Source organism: Curtobacterium sp. L1-20, from assembly GCF_048755855.1.
Taxonomy (GTDB): Bacteria; Actinomycetota; Actinomycetes; order Actinomycetales; family Microbacteriaceae; genus Curtobacterium.
On the sequence record NZ_CP151473.1, the window covers coordinates 3,499,000 to 3,514,377 of the forward strand.

The 15,378-nt window shown below is 73.3% G+C and carries 17 protein-coding genes; 13 read left to right on the top strand and 4 right to left on the bottom strand.

Annotation, left to right across the window (positions count from 1 at the left end; all coding sequences use genetic code 11):
* The first annotated feature begins 23 nt into the window (after nt 1-23).
* The 10 genes from AAEP86_RS17955 (at nt 24) to AAEP86_RS18000 (ending at nt 8,895) form a co-directional block, all read left to right on the top strand.
* A complete protein-coding gene (locus AAEP86_RS17955; protein WP_420368638.1) occupies nt 24-500 on the top strand; it encodes a GNAT family N-acetyltransferase in 477 nt (158 codons plus the stop codon).
* Nucleotides 494-844, top strand: coding sequence for a hypothetical protein (locus AAEP86_RS17960; protein ID WP_420368639.1), 351 nt, complete (start codon nt 494-496; stop codon nt 842-844). The genes AAEP86_RS17955 and AAEP86_RS17960 overlap by 7 nt, the downstream gene beginning before the upstream one ends.
* 49 nt (nt 845-893) lie before the next feature.
* Nucleotides 894-3,092, top strand: coding sequence for an acyltransferase family protein (locus tag AAEP86_RS17965; RefSeq protein WP_420368640.1), 2,199 nt, complete (start codon nt 894-896; stop codon nt 3,090-3,092).
* 75 nt (nt 3,093-3,167) lie between these two features.
* Nucleotides 3,168-4,175, top strand: a complete 1,008-nt coding sequence (locus AAEP86_RS17970; RefSeq protein ID WP_420368641.1) for a LacI family DNA-binding transcriptional regulator — start codon at nt 3,168-3,170, stop codon at nt 4,173-4,175.
* 18 nt (nt 4,176-4,193) lie between these two features.
* Entirely contained in the window at nt 4,194-4,580 is a 387-nt protein-coding gene (locus AAEP86_RS17975; protein ID WP_420368642.1) for a VOC family protein, read from the top strand.
* 98 nt (nt 4,581-4,678) lie between these two features.
* Complete coding sequence (locus AAEP86_RS17980; protein ID WP_420368643.1) at nt 4,679-5,452, top strand: alpha/beta fold hydrolase; 774 nt, start codon at nt 4,679-4,681, stop codon at nt 5,450-5,452.
* Nucleotides 5,449-6,183 (top strand): esterase/lipase family protein, encoded by a 735-nt coding sequence (locus AAEP86_RS17985; protein WP_420368644.1) that lies wholly within the window; start codon nt 5,449-5,451, stop codon nt 6,181-6,183. The genes AAEP86_RS17980 and AAEP86_RS17985 overlap by 4 nt, the downstream gene beginning before the upstream one ends.
* Before the next feature lie 88 nt (nt 6,184-6,271).
* Nucleotides 6,272-6,940, top strand: a complete 669-nt coding sequence (locus AAEP86_RS17990; RefSeq protein WP_420368645.1) for a hypothetical protein — start codon at nt 6,272-6,274, stop codon at nt 6,938-6,940.
* A 16-nt stretch (nt 6,941-6,956) separates the two neighbouring features.
* Entirely contained in the window at nt 6,957-7,505 is a 549-nt protein-coding gene (locus AAEP86_RS17995; protein WP_420368646.1) for a dihydrofolate reductase family protein, read from the top strand.
* A gap of 91 nt (nt 7,506-7,596) precedes the next feature.
* Nucleotides 7,597-8,895: an NAD(P)/FAD-dependent oxidoreductase gene (locus AAEP86_RS18000; RefSeq protein ID WP_420368647.1), complete on the top strand. Its 1,299-nt coding sequence runs from the start codon at nt 7,597-7,599 to the stop codon at nt 8,893-8,895.
* Between the two features lie 226 nt (nt 8,896-9,121).
* Here AAEP86_RS18000 and AAEP86_RS18005 read toward each other — a convergent pair whose 3' ends face one another.
* Nucleotides 9,122-10,027, bottom strand: a complete 906-nt coding sequence (locus AAEP86_RS18005) for an SDR family oxidoreductase (protein ID WP_420368648.1) — start codon at nt 10,025-10,027, stop codon at nt 9,122-9,124.
* Nucleotides 10,028-10,121: 94 nt separating this feature from the next.
* On the opposite strand from AAEP86_RS18005, the gene AAEP86_RS18010 reads away from it, so the two are divergent.
* The 3 genes from AAEP86_RS18010 (at nt 10,122) to AAEP86_RS18020 (ending at nt 13,364) form a co-directional block, all read left to right on the top strand.
* The gene (locus AAEP86_RS18010; RefSeq protein ID WP_420368649.1) at nt 10,122-10,694 is read left to right on the top strand and encodes a TetR/AcrR family transcriptional regulator; all 573 of its coding nucleotides are present in this window, start codon (nt 10,122-10,124) and stop codon (nt 10,692-10,694) included.
* A 92-nt stretch (nt 10,695-10,786) separates the two neighbouring features.
* Nucleotides 10,787-12,058: an acyltransferase family protein gene (locus AAEP86_RS18015; protein WP_420368650.1), complete on the top strand. Its 1,272-nt coding sequence runs from the start codon at nt 10,787-10,789 to the stop codon at nt 12,056-12,058.
* 118 nt (nt 12,059-12,176) lie between these two features.
* Nucleotides 12,177-13,364, top strand: coding sequence for an FAD-dependent oxidoreductase (locus AAEP86_RS18020; protein WP_420368651.1), 1,188 nt, complete (start codon nt 12,177-12,179; stop codon nt 13,362-13,364).
* A gap of 57 nt (nt 13,365-13,421) precedes the next feature.
* Here AAEP86_RS18020 and AAEP86_RS18025 read toward each other — a convergent pair whose 3' ends face one another.
* The 3 genes from AAEP86_RS18025 to AAEP86_RS18035 all read right to left on the bottom strand — a co-directional run bounded on the left by AAEP86_RS18025 (nt 13,422) and on the right by AAEP86_RS18035 (nt 15,293).
* Complete coding sequence (locus AAEP86_RS18025) at nt 13,422-14,291, bottom strand: UbiA family prenyltransferase (protein WP_420368652.1); 870 nt, start codon at nt 14,289-14,291, stop codon at nt 13,422-13,424.
* A gap of 135 nt (nt 14,292-14,426) precedes the next feature.
* Nucleotides 14,427-14,630 (bottom strand): hypothetical protein, encoded by a 204-nt coding sequence (locus AAEP86_RS18030; protein WP_420368653.1) that lies wholly within the window; start codon nt 14,628-14,630, stop codon nt 14,427-14,429.
* 30 nt (nt 14,631-14,660) lie between these two features.
* Nucleotides 14,661-15,293, bottom strand: coding sequence for a hypothetical protein (locus tag AAEP86_RS18035; protein ID WP_420368654.1), 633 nt, complete (start codon nt 15,291-15,293; stop codon nt 14,661-14,663).
* Nucleotides 15,294-15,378: the final 85 nt, after the last annotated feature.

Genomic DNA, 15,378 nt, shown 5'->3' on the forward strand with positions numbered 1-15,378 from the left:
CCCGACCGGCGGACGCAGCGGCGATGGCACGCGTCCACGTCGCGTCGTGGCGCACCACCTACCGGGGACTGATGCCGGACGCCGTGCTCGACGACCCGGGCTCCACCGCCCGCCGCGAGGGCTTCTGGGACGCCGCGCTCACCGACGAGCGGTACGCCGCGAACCGGATCGCGGTCGCCGAACACGCCGGCGAGGTCGTCGGCATCGCGATGTCGGGCCCCGCTGTGGACGCATCGCCCGGCACGGTGCAGCTGTACGTCCTGTACCTGCTCGACGGACACCACGGCTCCGGTGCGGGGAGCGCCCTGCTCGACGCGGTCGTCGGGCTCGGACAGGACGCGGTGCTGTGGGTGGCGGACCCGAACCCACGGGCACAGGCGTTCTACCGGAAGCACGGGTTCGCGTTCGACGGCGTCGAGCAGGTCGACGGAGGCGTCCGGGAGCGCCGCATGGTCCGCACCGTCGGCAGGCCCGCACGGAGTACGACGGCGTCATGGTGAACGCCGTCGTGCACGTCGAGCTCATCGGCCCCGAGCCGGATCGCCTCCGCGCCTTCTCCGCCGCGCTGTTCGGCTGGGACTCCCCCGCGGGAGCACCGGTCGCGGACGCGATCTCGGCGCCGACCTCGTACTCGTTCATCGACCCGGTGGAGGGCGCGGGTCCGGTCGCCGGCGGGATCGGCGGCGGCCCCGGCTTCACGGCGCAGGCGCTCTTCTCCGCCGGCAACCTGGTGGGGGTGGCCGGTCCGCTCTGGCGGCCTGGAGGCGCGGTGCGGGCCCGCACCGCGCCTCCAGGCCGCCCGTGGCGGCTTCCGGATTCGTGTCGCCGTCGCGACTGGCAGTAGGTTCGGAGCGCGCGGTCCCGCCCGTGGACCGTGGATCAAGGGGGGTCCCGTGACCGTCGCGCCGCCGCGCGCAGCGCGCCATGCCCCCGCCGCCCGCCACCGTTCGCGCCCCCGGCCGACCAGGCGCCATCCGGGCACGGCCGCGTCGACCCGGACGCTCCGGCTCGAGATCCAGGCAGTCCGTGCGCTCGCCATCGCCGCGGTCGTCGTGTACCACCTGTTCCCCGACGTCCTGCCCGGCGGGTACGTCGGGGTCGACGTGTTCTTCGTCATCTCCGGGTTCCTCATCACGGCCCACATCGCGAAGCCGCTCGCCACCGGCCGCTTCAGCTTCCGGGTCTTCTACGCCCGACGGGCGTGGCGACTCCTGCCGGCGTCGATGACCACCCTGTTCGTGACCCTCCTGCTGACCGCGGTGTTCGTCCCGCGGACGCTCTGGAAGGACTTCACCGAACAGATCATCGCGAGCGCGCTCTACGTCGAGAACTGGGCGCTCGCGGCGAACTCGGTGGACTACTCGGCGCTCGCGTCCGACTCGAGCATCGTCCAGCACTTCTGGTCGCTGTCGACCGAGGAACAGTTCTACGCGGTGTGGCCGCTCGTCCTGTGGGGCTGCGCGTTCCTGCGGTACCGTCGCCGCCGCCGCAGCGGGGTGTCGCTGGCGCCCGCGATCGCCGTCGCGCTCGGCGCCGTGTTCGTGCTGTCCCTGGCGTCCTCGATCTGGGAGACCGCGCACTCCCCCGCGGCCTACTTCCTGACCACCACGCGGGCGTGGGAGTTCGCGGCCGGCGGGTTGCTCTGGCTGGGTCTCCAGCGTGTGCGGATCCCGGACGCGCTCGCCGCGACGATGAGCTGGGCCGGCATCGCCCTCATCGTCACGACCGCGCTCCGCTTCGACGCGTCGACCCCGTTCCCGAGCTGGACCGCCATCGTCCCGGTGGTCGGGGTCGCGCTGGTGATCGCGGGCGGGATGCCGGAGCCACGGTGGGGACCGGCGGTCCTGTTCCGGCTGCGGACGGTGCAGTGGCTCGGCGACGTGTCCTACTCGCTCTACCTCTGGCACTGGCCGCTGCTCGTCGTGATGCCGTTCGTCCTGGGACGCACCACCGGCGAGGCGACCCCGCTCTGGGCGAAGGGCGTCGTCCTGGCCACGGCGCTCGTGCTCGCCCACTTCTCGCGCCGGCTCATCGAGCTGCCGGTCATCGCGTTCTCCACGGAGCGCATGCGCGCACCGCGTCCCCGACACCGCGGCATCCTCGTCCTGGCCGTCGCCGGCATGCTCGTCGTCGCCCTGCCCGCCGCAGGGATGTACGGCTCCGTCGTGCGGGAGCAGTCGGCGAGCGCCACGACCGGCGTCACCACCTCGGGCGGGACCCTCAGCAGCCCCGCCTGCTACGGCGCCGCGGCGATGCAGCCCCGGGCGGACTGCCCCCAGGTGGACGCCGACGACATCACCCCGACGCCGGTGCAGGCCGCCGACGACGACTTCGCCGACGAGGGCGGCCGGGGGTGCCAGGTCGCCGGTGACGACACCACCGTGAAGGGCTGCGAGGTGGGCGACCCCGACGGCACCGTGCGCCTCGCGATCGTCGGCGACTCGCACGCCGCCAACTACGTGCCGGCACTGGAGCTCATCGCGAAGGCGAAGCACTGGAGCCTCACGACGTACCTGCACTCCGGCTGCCCGATGACACGGGCGCTCGTCACGCCGTCCTGCGACACGTGGAAGGCCGACACCCTCCAGCGCCTGCAGCAGGAGCGCTACGACGTGGTCTTCGTCGCGGCGCTCTCACGGACCCCCTGGCCGCACGGTCTCGTCCGACACCCCGACGAGCTGACGCCGGCCGTCCGCGACTCCGCCGCCGCGGCCTACGCGACCACGTGGGTCCGGCTGCAGCAGGCGGGTTCCGCGGTCGTCGCCCTGCGCGACAACCCGGACCCCGGGATCGGCGGAGTGTCCGACGTGCCGAGCTGCGTCGAACAGCACGGCGACGGAGCGGCCTGCGACGTCAGCGAAGCCGACTCCCTGCTCGACGACCCGGTGGCCCAGGCGGCCCGGACGACGCCGGGCGTGACGCTCATCGACTCGACCGCGATGTTCTGCACGGACGGCACGTGCCCCGCGGTGATCGGCGGCGTGGTCGTGTACCGGCAGGTGCAGCACGTCACGCAGACGTACGCGAGGTCGATGGCCCCGTTCCTCGAGCCCGAGGTGACGAGGGCGGTCGATGCCGCCACGTCCCGCTGACCCTCCGGCACCCCAGGGGCGCGGGCGCGGGGCACGACCGCCACGGGACGGCGCCCCCGCGCTACGCTCGACCCGATGCGCGCAACCGTGCGGGACGTGGCCGCCCTCGCCGGGGTGTCGCCGAAGACCGTCTCCAACGTGATCAACGGCGGTGTGGCGGTGCGCCCGGACACGAAGGCCCGGGTCGAACGGGCCCTCGCCGAGCTCGACTACGTCCCGAACCTCTCGGCGCGCGGCCTGCGGAACGGCCGGTCGGGGGCGATCGCGCTGACGCTGCCCGAGATGGCGAGCGCCTACTCCGCGGAGCTCGCGCAGTGGTTCGTCGAACTCGCCCGCGAACGGTCCTGGACCGTGCAGCTCGACCAGACCGGCAACGACCCCGACCGTGAACGCGACCTGGTGTCCCGGGCGCGCGCCCACCTCGTCGACGGACTCATCCTCAACCCGGTGTCGCTCAGCGCCAGCGTCCTCGCCTCGACCGAGGGGCTCCCCCCGACGGTCGTGATCGGCGAGGTCGAGCCCGAGCACGTCGACCAGGTGCACGTCGACAGCCGTGCCGCCGCCGAGCAGGTCACCGCACACCTCGTCGCAGCGGGGCACCGTCGGATCGCGATCGTCGGAGCGGCCCGCGCCACCGCGCCGACGGCCACGAGCGAGCTGCGGGAGCGCGGGTACCTGGCCGGCCTCGCGGCGGCGGGCATCGCCCCGGAGCCGTCCCTGCGCGTGCCGCTCGCCGGCTGGACCACGAGCGAGGCCGCCGCGGCCTTCGCGGACTGGCTGGACACGAACCCGCTGCCCGACGCGGTCTTCGCGTTCACGGACTCGATCGCGTTCGGGGTGCTGCACGTCCTCGCCGCCCGCGGCGTCCGGGTCCCGGAGCAGGTGAGCGTCATGGGGTTCGACGACGTCGACGGAGCCGCGTTCGCGATCCCCGCCCTCAGCACCGTGTCGTTCGACCGGCGGGCCTTCGCGACCGCCGCCCTCGACCTGCTCACCCGCCGCATCGAGGACCGGGACGCCCCGCCGCAGACCGTCGTCATCCCGCACCGGATCGTCGACCGTGCGAGCGTCGCCGCACGCTGACGGCGTAGCATCCGGCGCATGACCGCCGACGACCCGTCGATGCCGACGCTCTCCGCCACCGTCCTGCAGTCACCGGACGCGATCCCGCTCGCCCGGTTCTACGGGGCGCTCACCGGGTGGACCGTGCACGAGGACGACCCCACCTGGGCGCGCGTCCGCCCGGACGACGGCCCCGGCATCTCCGTGCAGTACGAACCGGCGTACGTGGCACCGACCTGGCCCGGCACGACCGACGCCCCCGGCATGCAGCTGCACCTGGACTTCGAGGTGCAGGACCTGCCCGGCGCGGTGGCCCGGGCCGAGGAGCTCGGCGCGAGCCAGGCGTCGTACCAGCCGCAGGACGACGTCCGGGTGATGCTCGACCCCGACGGGCACCCGTTCTGCTTCTTCCTGCCCGGGGCCTGACGGGCCGACGGGCGCACCGCGCCGCCCAGGCCGGGTCGCGGACCAGCACGCCAGCGGCAGGGTCCGAGCGCGCAGGACCGTCCGCGTAGCCTCGGACCGTGCGCGCCAAGGTGGAGACCGTCCGGATCGATGGGCTCCCCGTGCGCCTGCACACCCTCGCCACGGCCGGCCGGGTCCGGGACGACCTCGCCCCCACGGTCGTCCTCGTGCACGGCATCGGAATGTCGCACCGGTCCTTCCGGCGGACGCAGGCGGCGCTCGCCGCGACGCACCGCACGATCAGCGTCGACCTGCCCGGCTTCGGCGGGCTCCCCGGCGCCGGACGCCGACTGCAGATCGAGGAGCTCGCGGACCTCGTCGTCCGAGCCGTCCGGAGCCGCGGCACCGGTCCGCTGGTCCTGGTCGGTCAGTCGATGGGCACACAGGTCGTCGCCGAGGCCGCCCGTCGACACCCCGGGTCCGTCGCGTCGGTGGTCCTCATCGGACCGGTCGTCGTCGAGGGGCGGCGGCACGCGGTCCTGCAGGCGCTCGACCTCGCCCGTGACTGCCTCGTCGAGGGGCTCCGGATGAACGGCGTCGTCACGACGGACTACCTCCGCAGCATCCCGCAGTACCTCCGCGAACTCGGACCCATGCTCCGGCACCGGCTCGAGGACACCCTGCCCCACGTCGACCGACCGGTGCTCGTCGTCCGCGGCTCCCGCGACCCGATCGCCCGCCGGGACTGGGCGACCCGGCTCGCCGCCGCCGCTCCCCGTGGCGAGTTCGTCGAGCTGCCCGGACCGCACCACGTGCAGGAACACCAGCCGGTGGCGTTCGCGCGTACGGTCGACGAGTTCCGACGCGTCCGGACCACGGGAGGAACCCGATGACGGACGCGCCCACGTCCGGGACGGGACCGACGCGCACGGACCGCACCGCGCCTCCCGTCCGCATCCCGCTGGTGCGCCGCGGTTGGTGGGCCGTCCTCGACTGGTGGTACGCCGCCCGGTGGCAGCTGCGGAGCCTCGGCCCGACGACCGCCGACGACTACCGCACCGGCGACGGACAACCGGTCGTCGTGGTGCCGGGCGTCTACGAGACCTGGCACTTCATGCGACCGCTGATGGACGCACTGCACGACCGCGGCCACCCGGTGCACGTGCTCCCGGTGCTGCGGCACAACCTGCGACCGGTGCCGGAGTCGGCGCAGGAGGTGCTGGCGTACCTGCAGGAGCACGACCTGCACAGCGTGCTGCTCGTCGCGCACAGCAAGGGCGGGCTGATCGGGAAGTACGCCATGACCCGACTCGACGACCACGGACGGATCGACCGCATGGTAGCGGTGTCGACGCCGTTCGCCGGGTCCGGGTACGCGCGACTGGCCCCGGTCCGGCACCTGCGGGCGTTCCGGGCCACCGACCCGGTGCTCGCCGGTCTGGCGCGGGAGCTCGACGCGAACGCGCGGATCACCTCGGTCTTCGGGGTCTTCGACACGCTCATCCCGGAGGGCAGCGCGCTCGCCGGGGCGACGAACGTGCGGGTGCCGGTCGGCGGACACTTCCGGATCCTCGGCGACGCGCGGACACGCGAGGCGGTGCTCGCGGCGGCCGACCCCCGCTGACCCGCCTGCCGCTCGAGGCGGCGCGGTCACAGCCAGCCGCCAGGGTCGTCATCACCCCGCCACAGGCCGCCCGTGTGCACTCGTGCCCATGACCGACGACACCACTGCTGCTGACCACCACCGCGACCAGGACCACGACCAGGACCACGCCCGGGCGGCTGCCCCCGCTGCGAGCGCGGACCCCACCGGATGGAGCGCGGCGCCCGCGCCGACCTCCACCTCGACCATCGACGCCCCTGCGCCGTCCGCCGCGCCCGCCGGTGGACAGGCCTGGGACCCGTACCAGGCCGGGTCGCCGTACCAGGCCGGGTCGCCGTTCCGGGTCCCCGCGCCCGGCACCGGACGGCAGCACGACGGGCCGAGCGGCGCGACGCCCTGGTACGGCGCCCCGACGACGGGGCGTCGCTCGGGCGCACGGCCGCCGTGGCTGTGGCCCGTCCTCGCCGTGGCGGTCGGGCTGGCGGCGCTCCTCGCCGGCGGTGGGATCGGGTTCGCCGTCGGGCACGCGATCGGGAGCTCGGGACACTCGAGCACGCGGGTCCCCGGCACGGACGGCGGGACCGGCCAGCTCCCCGGCGGCGGGCGGTTCCCCGGCTCCGGCACGCAGGGCGGCAGCGGCGGGACCGGCGGCAGCAGCGGCGGCGGCGGGACAGGGACCGGCGGTACCGGGTCGGACGGGACCGGGACGGGCACCGGCGGCACCGGCAGCACTGACGGCACCGGTTCGGCAGCGACCGGTTCCGCCATGAACAGCTGAGCGCTACGCTCCGCTCATGCGCAAGGTCACCGCAGGACTGTTCTCCTCCGTCGACGGCGTCGTGCAGGACCCCTTCCGGTTCCAGTACGACTCCTTCGACGAGGAACTCGGCGCCGGCATGGGCGCCTTCATGGCCCGGACGGACACCGTCCTGCTCGGCCGGAACAGCTACCTCGAGTGGGCCGAGTGGTGGCCCGCGCACCCCGAGGACCCGTTCGGCCAGTGGATCAACCCGATCGAGAAGCACGTGGCCTCGACCACGCTCGACGACGACCTGGCGTGGGAGAACAGCACGCTGATCAGCGGCGACCTCGACGACTTCGTCCGGTCCCTCAAGCAGCGGGACGGGGCGGACATCGCCGTGTGCGGCAGCGTCACGGTGGTCCGTCACCTGCTCTTCGCCGGGCTGCTCGACGAACTCCAGCTCATGGTCCACCCCGCGATCGCGGGCGCCGGACGCAAGCTCTTCGAGCCGACTGACCCGCCCACGCGCCTGCGGCTGCTCGGCAGCACCGTGACGAGCAAGGGGAACGTCCTGAGCACCTACGGCCCGCTCGAGGCCTGACCTACCAGGGCCGGCCGTGAACGAGACGGGTGCCAACCGCGCGTACCCTCTGAGGTGACCGTTCCACCACCACAGGAAAGCCGGAACCAGCATGCCCCAGGACACCCGCCCGCACGTCGTCATCGTCGGCGGTGGATTCGCCGGTGTCGCCGCGATGCGCGAGCTCGCGGACGCCCCGGTCCGGGTCACCCTGGTCGACCGGCACGTCTACAACATGTTCCAGCCGCTCATGTACCAGGTGGCGACCGGTGGCCTGAACGCCGGGGACGTGACCTACTTCCTGCGCAGCCTCCGCGCGAAGCAGAACAACGCGGAGTTCCGGCACGGCCTGCTCACCGGGATCCGGACGGACGAGCGCGTCGCCGAGATGTCCGACGGCGAGCACCTGCACTACGACTGGCTGATCCTGGCGAACGGCGTCAACACGAGCTACTTCGGCACCCCGGGCGCGTACGAGTACGCGTACTCGATGTACTCCCGCTCGCAGGCGCTCCGCATCCGTGACGAGCTGTTCACGCGCCTCGAGCAGGCGGCGGCGAAGCAGGGGCCCGACGAGATCCGCATCGTGATCGTGGGCGGCGGCGCGACCGGGGTCGAGATGGCGGGCGCGCTGGCCGAGCTCCGCGACCAGGCGCTCGTCGGCGCCTACCCCGAGATCGAGCGCGGCAACATCTCGATCACGCTCGTGCACCGCAGCGGTGAGCTCCTCAAGCCCTTCGCCCCGCGCCTCCGGCGGTACGCGGCGAAGATCCTGCGCAAGCGCGGGGTCGTGCTGCGACTGAACACCGGTGTCGCCGAGGTGAAGCCGGACGGCGTCGTCACGGCGGCGGGCGAGTTCATCCCCGCGTCGCAGGTCATCTGGGCCACCGGCGTCGCCGCGCACAAGGAGGTCTCCGGCTGGGGCATGCCGCAGACGCACGGCGGGCGCATCCAGGTGAACGACGACCTCAGCGTGAAGGGCGCCGAGCGGATCTTCTCGGCCGGTGACATCGCCGCGCAGGACGACGCCCTCGCCCAGCTCGCCCAGCCGGCGCTGCAGGGCGGCAAGCACGCCGCGCGGCAGATCGTCCGGCTGCTCGAGGGCAAGCCGACGGAGCACCTCAAGTACTTCGACAAGGGCACGATGGCGACGATCGGCACGAACGCCGCGGTCGCGCAGCTGCGCGGCGGCATCACGATGGTCGGGCCGGTGGCCTGGCTGGCGTGGGTCGGCGTGCACATCGCGTCGCTGCTCGGCAACGGCAACCGTCTGTCGACGTTGTCGCACTTCTTCGTCCGCTACCTGTGGTTCATGCGGAAGCGGTCGATCCCGATCGTGGGCGACGTCCGGCCCGTGCGGCCGAACGGCGACCGCGAGCCGGAGCCCTGGCAGATGCAGAAGGCCGAGTAGGCGCGGACCGACGCGGTACGACAGCGTCGATGTCGTACCGACTAGGCGCGGACCGACTCGGTACGACAGGGTCGATGTCGTACGACATCGACTTCGTCGCTCCGCGCGCAGCGCGACATCCCGCGCGCGCAACGAGCGACAGGACCGACGTCGTGCGACGTCGGTCCTGTCGTTCCGGGTCGGAGCCCGGACGGACCATCCGGACGAGCGAGACGACCCGGGCGGCTCAGCGCCGGGCTGCCTCGGCGTACGCGCCGGCGGCGACGTCCTCCAGCAGGCGCGGACCGGTCGGCTCCCATCCGAGGAGCTCGCGCGTCCCCTCGGAGGTCGCCGACATCTCCATGGCGAAGAACCGCCCGATGAAGCCGAAGTGTTCCTCGGCGTCGGCCGGGTCGACCGACGTGACCGGGAGTCCGAGCCCCTCGCCGACGGCCTCGGCGATGGCCCGGGTCGGGATCGCGGTCTCGGCGACGGCGTGCAGCTTCGTGCCGGCCGGAGCCTGCTCGAGCCCGAGCCGGACGAGCCGCGCAGCGTCGGTGACGTGCACGGCGGCCCAGGTGTTCGTGCCGTCGCCGACGTAGCCGGAGACACCGCGCTCCCGGGCGGCGGCGACGATCGCGGCGATGAAGCCGTGGTCGCCGGTGCCGTGGGTGGTCGGGCTGAAGCGGGCGGCGATGCTGCGGACGCCCTGGTCGACGAAGTCGAGGGCACGGTTCTCGCTGCCCCCGCGCATGCTGTCCGGTCCGACGAAGGGGTTCGGGTCCTGCTCGGTCGCGGGCCGGCCCTGCGCAAGCCCGGCCACGCCCGAGGCGACGACGAACGGCCGGTCGGTGCCGACGAGGGCCTCGCCGATCGTCTCGACCGCCGCACGTTCGGTCGCGTTCGTGGCCGTGGGGTTGCCCCAGTCGTGCTTGTTCGCGAGATGCAGCACGCCGTCGGAGTCGGCCGCACCGCGTCGGATGGTGTCGAGGTCGTCGAGGTCGCCCCGGAGGACGGTGACGCCCTTCGCCGCGAGCGCCGCGGACGACGAGTCGGAGCGGGCGATCCCGGAGACGGTGTGTCCGGCGGCGAGCAGGTCGTCGACGGTGTGCGAGCCGATCCATCCGGAGGCTCCGGTGACGAACACGTGCATGGTGAGTCCTTCCACTGGTGTCCCCGACGTGATGTCAGGGACTGACGTCACCGTAGCACTCGATGTCAGCCGCTGTCATCAGTAGACTGCGGACATGGCTCGATGGCAACCCGGAACGCGTGGTCGACTGCAGGCGACCGCCCTGCGGCTCTTCGCCACTCAGGGCTACGACGAGACGACCGTGGCGGAGATCGCCGCGGCGGCCGAGGTCACCGAGCGCACCTTCTTCCGGCACTTCGCCGACAAGCGGGAGGTGCTGTTCGCCGGCCAGGACGACTTCACCGCGATGTTCACGAACCCGATCGAGCAGGCACCGGACGGCACCGCGCCGTTCGAGCTCGTGCGGCGTGCGCTCGACGCGGCCGGAGCCTTCTTCCCCGAGGACCGTCGCACCTGGTCGCGGGAGCGCCAGGTGGTCATCGACGCGCACCCGGCCCTCGGCGAGCGCGAACTCGGCAAGCTGGCGGGCCTGAAGGTGCACATCGGTGACGCACTCCGCGACCGCGGCGTCCCGGAACCCGCCGCGACGATGGCAGCGGAGACGGCGATCACGGTGTTCCACCTGTCGTTCGCCCAGTGGATCGCCGACGGCGAGGACCGCCCGTTCGGAGCGATCGCCGCCGAGCGCCTCGACGCACTGACGAGCCTGGTGCACCCCGGTCGTTGAGACGGCTCTTGGGTTCGTCGAGCATCCTGTAACGATCCGGTCACGACCACACGGTCCGTGACCTCGTCGACCCGATCTCGCAGGAGGCGCCCGTGGCCACCACCACGACCACCACGCCCTCGCCGGAGCGGACCACCAGGACCGCCGCCCCGGCCGCCCCGACCGGCATCCGGGCCCGTGCCACCCCGCCGCCGCCCCTGACCCACCGCGCTCCGGCCCTCGACGGCCTGCGCACCGTCGCGATCATGATCGTGATCCTCTACCACCTGCACGTGCCGCAGTTCGAGGGCGGGTTCATCGGTGTGACGGTGTTCTTCGTGCTGTCGGGGTTCCTCATCTCGACGCTGCTGCTCGGCGAGCACCGGCGCACCGGCCGCATCCGCCTCGGCTCGTTCTGGACGAAGCGGCTCCTCCGGCTCTACCCGGCGCTGCTGGCGCTCGTCGTGGTCGGCCTCGCGCTGTGGAACTGGGTCGGCGACTACAAGGGCGCGTCGTTCTCCCCCGGCGAAGCAGCGTTCATCGCACTGAGCTACACCGGCAACCTCTTCCGCTCGTACTGGGACACCACGCAGGGCGTGTTCGCCCACACGTGGAGCCTGTCCATGGAGGAGCAGTTCTACCTCGTGTGGCCGCCGGTCCTCGTGCTGCTGTTCGCCCTCCGGTCGCGGCGTCGCTGGGTGGTGATCGGGCTCGGCGTCGTCGTCGTGGCTGCCGCGGCGGCGTCGTGGGCGAGCTACCGGACCCCGAACGGCGGGGCCACGCCGGACGTCTACTTCTCCCCGGTCCTCGGCGTCGTCCCGCTCGCGACCGGCTGCCTGCTGGCACTGCTCCTCGACGACGTTCGGATCCGCACGTGGGCTGCCGGTCTCGCCGGGCACGTCGCGACGTGGCTCGGGGCGGCGCTGCTCGTCGCCGTGCAGTTCTGGATCGACGACGACTGGACGCAGCACGCGACGTCGTTCGGTGTGGTGCTCCCCGTGACCGGTGTCGTCTCGGCGGTGCTGATCGGCGGCCTGGTGTCCGTGCGGACGCCCGTGTCGGCAGTGCTCGCCTGGTCCCCGGTGTCCTGGTTCGGCCGTCGGGTGTCGTACTCGACCTACCTGTGGCACCCCCTCGTGATCGCCCTGCTCGGCACGTTCGCCATCGGGACCTGGGGCAACGTGTGGCTCGTGGCCGTCGCCCTGCTCGTCGCGGTCGCTGCGGCGTACGCCGTCGAGGTGCCCGTCGAGAAGGCCCGGAAGCGCTTCCGCGAGGCCCGACGCCTGCGGGCTGCGGACCGGTCCGGACGCGAGACCGCCGACCGACCGGGACGCGGGTCCGCGGAGCAGGAGTCCGCCGACCGGACCGAGCGCACGACGGCCTGACGGGCCGGAACAGCCTGACGGGTCGAGCCGGCCTGCCGGGTAGCGACGGCCGGCCGGGCCGCGGCGCCCGGTGCGTGGCCTGGACACCCGCGACACCGTGGCCCCGTAGGCTCGCGGCGTGACCACGGAGCGCGTCGACGTCCTCGTCGTCGGCGGTGGCCCCGTCGGCCTGTTCGCGGCCGCGCTCCTGGCGGCCAGGGGTGTCGCCGTGGTCGTCTGGGAACGTCGCGCCGAGCCCCCGGTGGGATCCCGTGCGATCGGCATCCACCCGCCGTCGCTCGACGCCTTCGCCGCCGTGGGCCTCGACGGCCCCGTCCTCGCCGAGGGCACACGCGTGCGCACGGGGGTCGCCCGGAGCGGCGGACGGCCGCTCGGCACCCTCAGCTTCGACCGCGCCTCGGACTCCCACCCCTACGTGGTGACGCTCGACCAGCACCGGACGGAGACCCTCCTGCGGGAGCGGCTCGCCGACCTGGCGCCGACGGCGCTCCGCACCGGGACGGCCCTCACCGGGCTCGACCGGCACCCCGACCGCGTCGACGCGACCGGCACCGGCCCGGACGGCGCACCGGTCGTCCTGCAGGCCGCCTTCGTCGTCGGAGCGGACGGTGCCCGCAGCGTCGTCCGCGACCTGATCGGCGTCGGGACGAGTGGTCGGGACTACCCGGACCGCTACGTGATGGGCGACTTCGACGACCCGGAGCACCCCGGGGACCGGAGCGCGGCCCTGGTCGACGTCGGCCCGGACGGCGTCGTCGAGTCCTTCCCGCTCCCCCACGGTCGGCGCCGCTACGTCGCACTGGTGCCCGACGACGCCGCCTTCGCCGCCGGGACCGCGCACGGCGAGCCCGACCCGGCCGTCGCCGCCCGACTCGCCGCCCTCGTCGCGGCCCGCACCGGCGTCGCCCCCGACCCGACGAGTTGCTCGATGACGAGCGGCTTCGGCGTCCGCCGCCGGGCCGCGGACCGTGTCGGCGTCGGCCGGGTCGTACTCGTCGGCGACGCCGCGCACGAGATCAGCCCGATCGGCGGGCAGGGCATGAACCTCGGCTGGCTCGACGCGGCCGAGCTGGTGCCGCTCCTCGCCGACGCGGTCGCCTCCGGCGCGGCCGGACCGTGGCCCGACTACGCACGCCGACGCCAGGCCTCCGCCCGTCGTGCCGCCCGGCAGGCCGAGGCGAACATGGCGCTCGGCCGACCGCTCGGTGCGTTCGGCGCGGCCGCCCGGGAGGCGCTGCTCCGGACCGCCCTGTCGCTCCCGTCCGCGCACGGGCTGGCCCGCCTCTACGCCATGCGCTGGTCCTGACGGGTCCCGCCCGACTCACACCCGACCGGCCGTGCCACGCGGCCACGCCCGACGGGGTCAGGCGACCAGGCGCGCCCCGGCGAGGCCGAGCTCGACCACCAGGACGAGCGAGGACACGATGACCAGCCGGAACAGCGTCCTCGAGGCCCGCCCGGCCACCACCAACCGGATCCCCACCGCCGCCAGGACGACCACGACGACGGTGCCGACCACGGCGAGCACCACCCCGGCACCACGGACCGGGTCGTCGCCGACGAGCTGCCCGCCGAGCACCAGGAGCGCCGCCACCACGAGCGACCCGAACGCCGTCACGCCCGCGCCCCGGAGCCCGAGCCGGTGCGGGAACCCACGCACGCCGGTCGCCTCGTCGTCGACCAGGTCGGGCAGCACGTTCGTGCAGTGGATCGCCACCCCGAAGACGGCGCCGGTCGCGATCGCCCACCACGTGGGCCAGGGCGCGTCGGGTCCGGCGGAGACCGCCACCACCGGCAGCAGTCCGAACGCGACGACGAAGGGCACGACCGACCACACCGTCCGCTTCAGCCCGGCGTCGTAGGCCCACCCCGCGGCGACGAGCACGAGGTGCGCGACGGCCGCGACCGGGCCCAGGAAGAGCGAGAGCACGACGGCCGCCCCGGCGGTGCCGAACGCCGCCGCGCGGACGGTGCCGACGGCGACGAGCCCCTGCGCGACGGGCTTGTCGGAACGCCCGACGGCCCGGTCGCGGTCGGCGTCGATCCAGTCGTTGGCGAGGCCGATCGAGAGCTGCCCGGCGACGACCGTCAGGGCGACGAGGACCACCAGCCACGCCGGGTGCCCGACGGCGGCGGAGAGCACGGCGGCGAGCACCGTCACGGTGACGGTCGGCCCCGGGTGCGACGACTCGAGCAACAGGATCGGCAGGGGGCGTCGTCGACCGGTGGGCATCACCGAAGGCTACGGCTGACGGCTGCGGGAAATCCCAGTGCACGAAGTGCGGCCACCCGTCAGCGGCTGCCGCACCGGGCTCGTCGAGAACGTGCGGAGCCCCGCTCAGGGCGTCGCGGGGCTCCGCACATGCAGCTACGGGAACCGGCGAGGGCGTCGGAGCAGACAGCCGCCGATGACCACGGTCGCCGCACCGAACATCAGGACCGGGCCAGAGCCGGTGGTCAGGAACACGGCGTTCCGGGACACGGGATCGAGGACCGCCACGACGTTCACGAGTATCCCGCCGAGGGCCGCGAGCGATCCCACGATGACCAGTCCGATCGCGAGTACCTTCACTTCGTCCCTCCTGGGGAAGCGCTCACCACGTCACTGTCCATTGCACCAGACAACGGGCCCCGGCGGGATGTTGTGGATGACGATCCCCCTTCCCCTGGCGGAACACGTCGTCAGCACCCCGCCAGCGATCCCCAACACACCGGCCAACGCGCCCGCGATCGCAACGCCGAGTCCGGTGAAGGCCGTGATCGCTGCGGCGAGCGTCGCGACGCCAGAGCCGGTGTTGATCAAGCCGATGACCCGCGTGGTGTTGCACGAGTTGAGGTAGACGTTGAGTTGGATGCCGGTGTAGTCCCATCGGTTCCTACCGGCGCACGCGCGAACATCCGGGACGACCCGACGAGCCGCAGCGAGTTCGTCGGAGTCGACGACCGCGTTCGTAGCGGACTTGCCTGCTGCTACCCAGCCGGTGGCGAAGTCGTCCGTGATCGAGGACGGGACACCCGACTTCCTTGCCGCGGCGCCGTCGAACGTGTCAGTTCGGCGATCGATCGCTGCCTCCAGCCGCTCGGACGTCTCGGCGGACAGAGACCCCCGAGCTGCTTCCAGTGTTGTGGTGTCGGGTGCGGCAGTCGCCGGACTCGCCACGAGCAGCGACGCGCAGAGGGCACTGGTCGCCACCGCGGCGAGCGCGACACGTGGTGGTGCGGTGAGGAACTTCATCGGTCTCCCTTCGGTCCGGCCATGCACCGGACAGGAAGAACTCTGCCGGTGAAACTTCAATTTCACAAGAGGGACGGCATCGTCA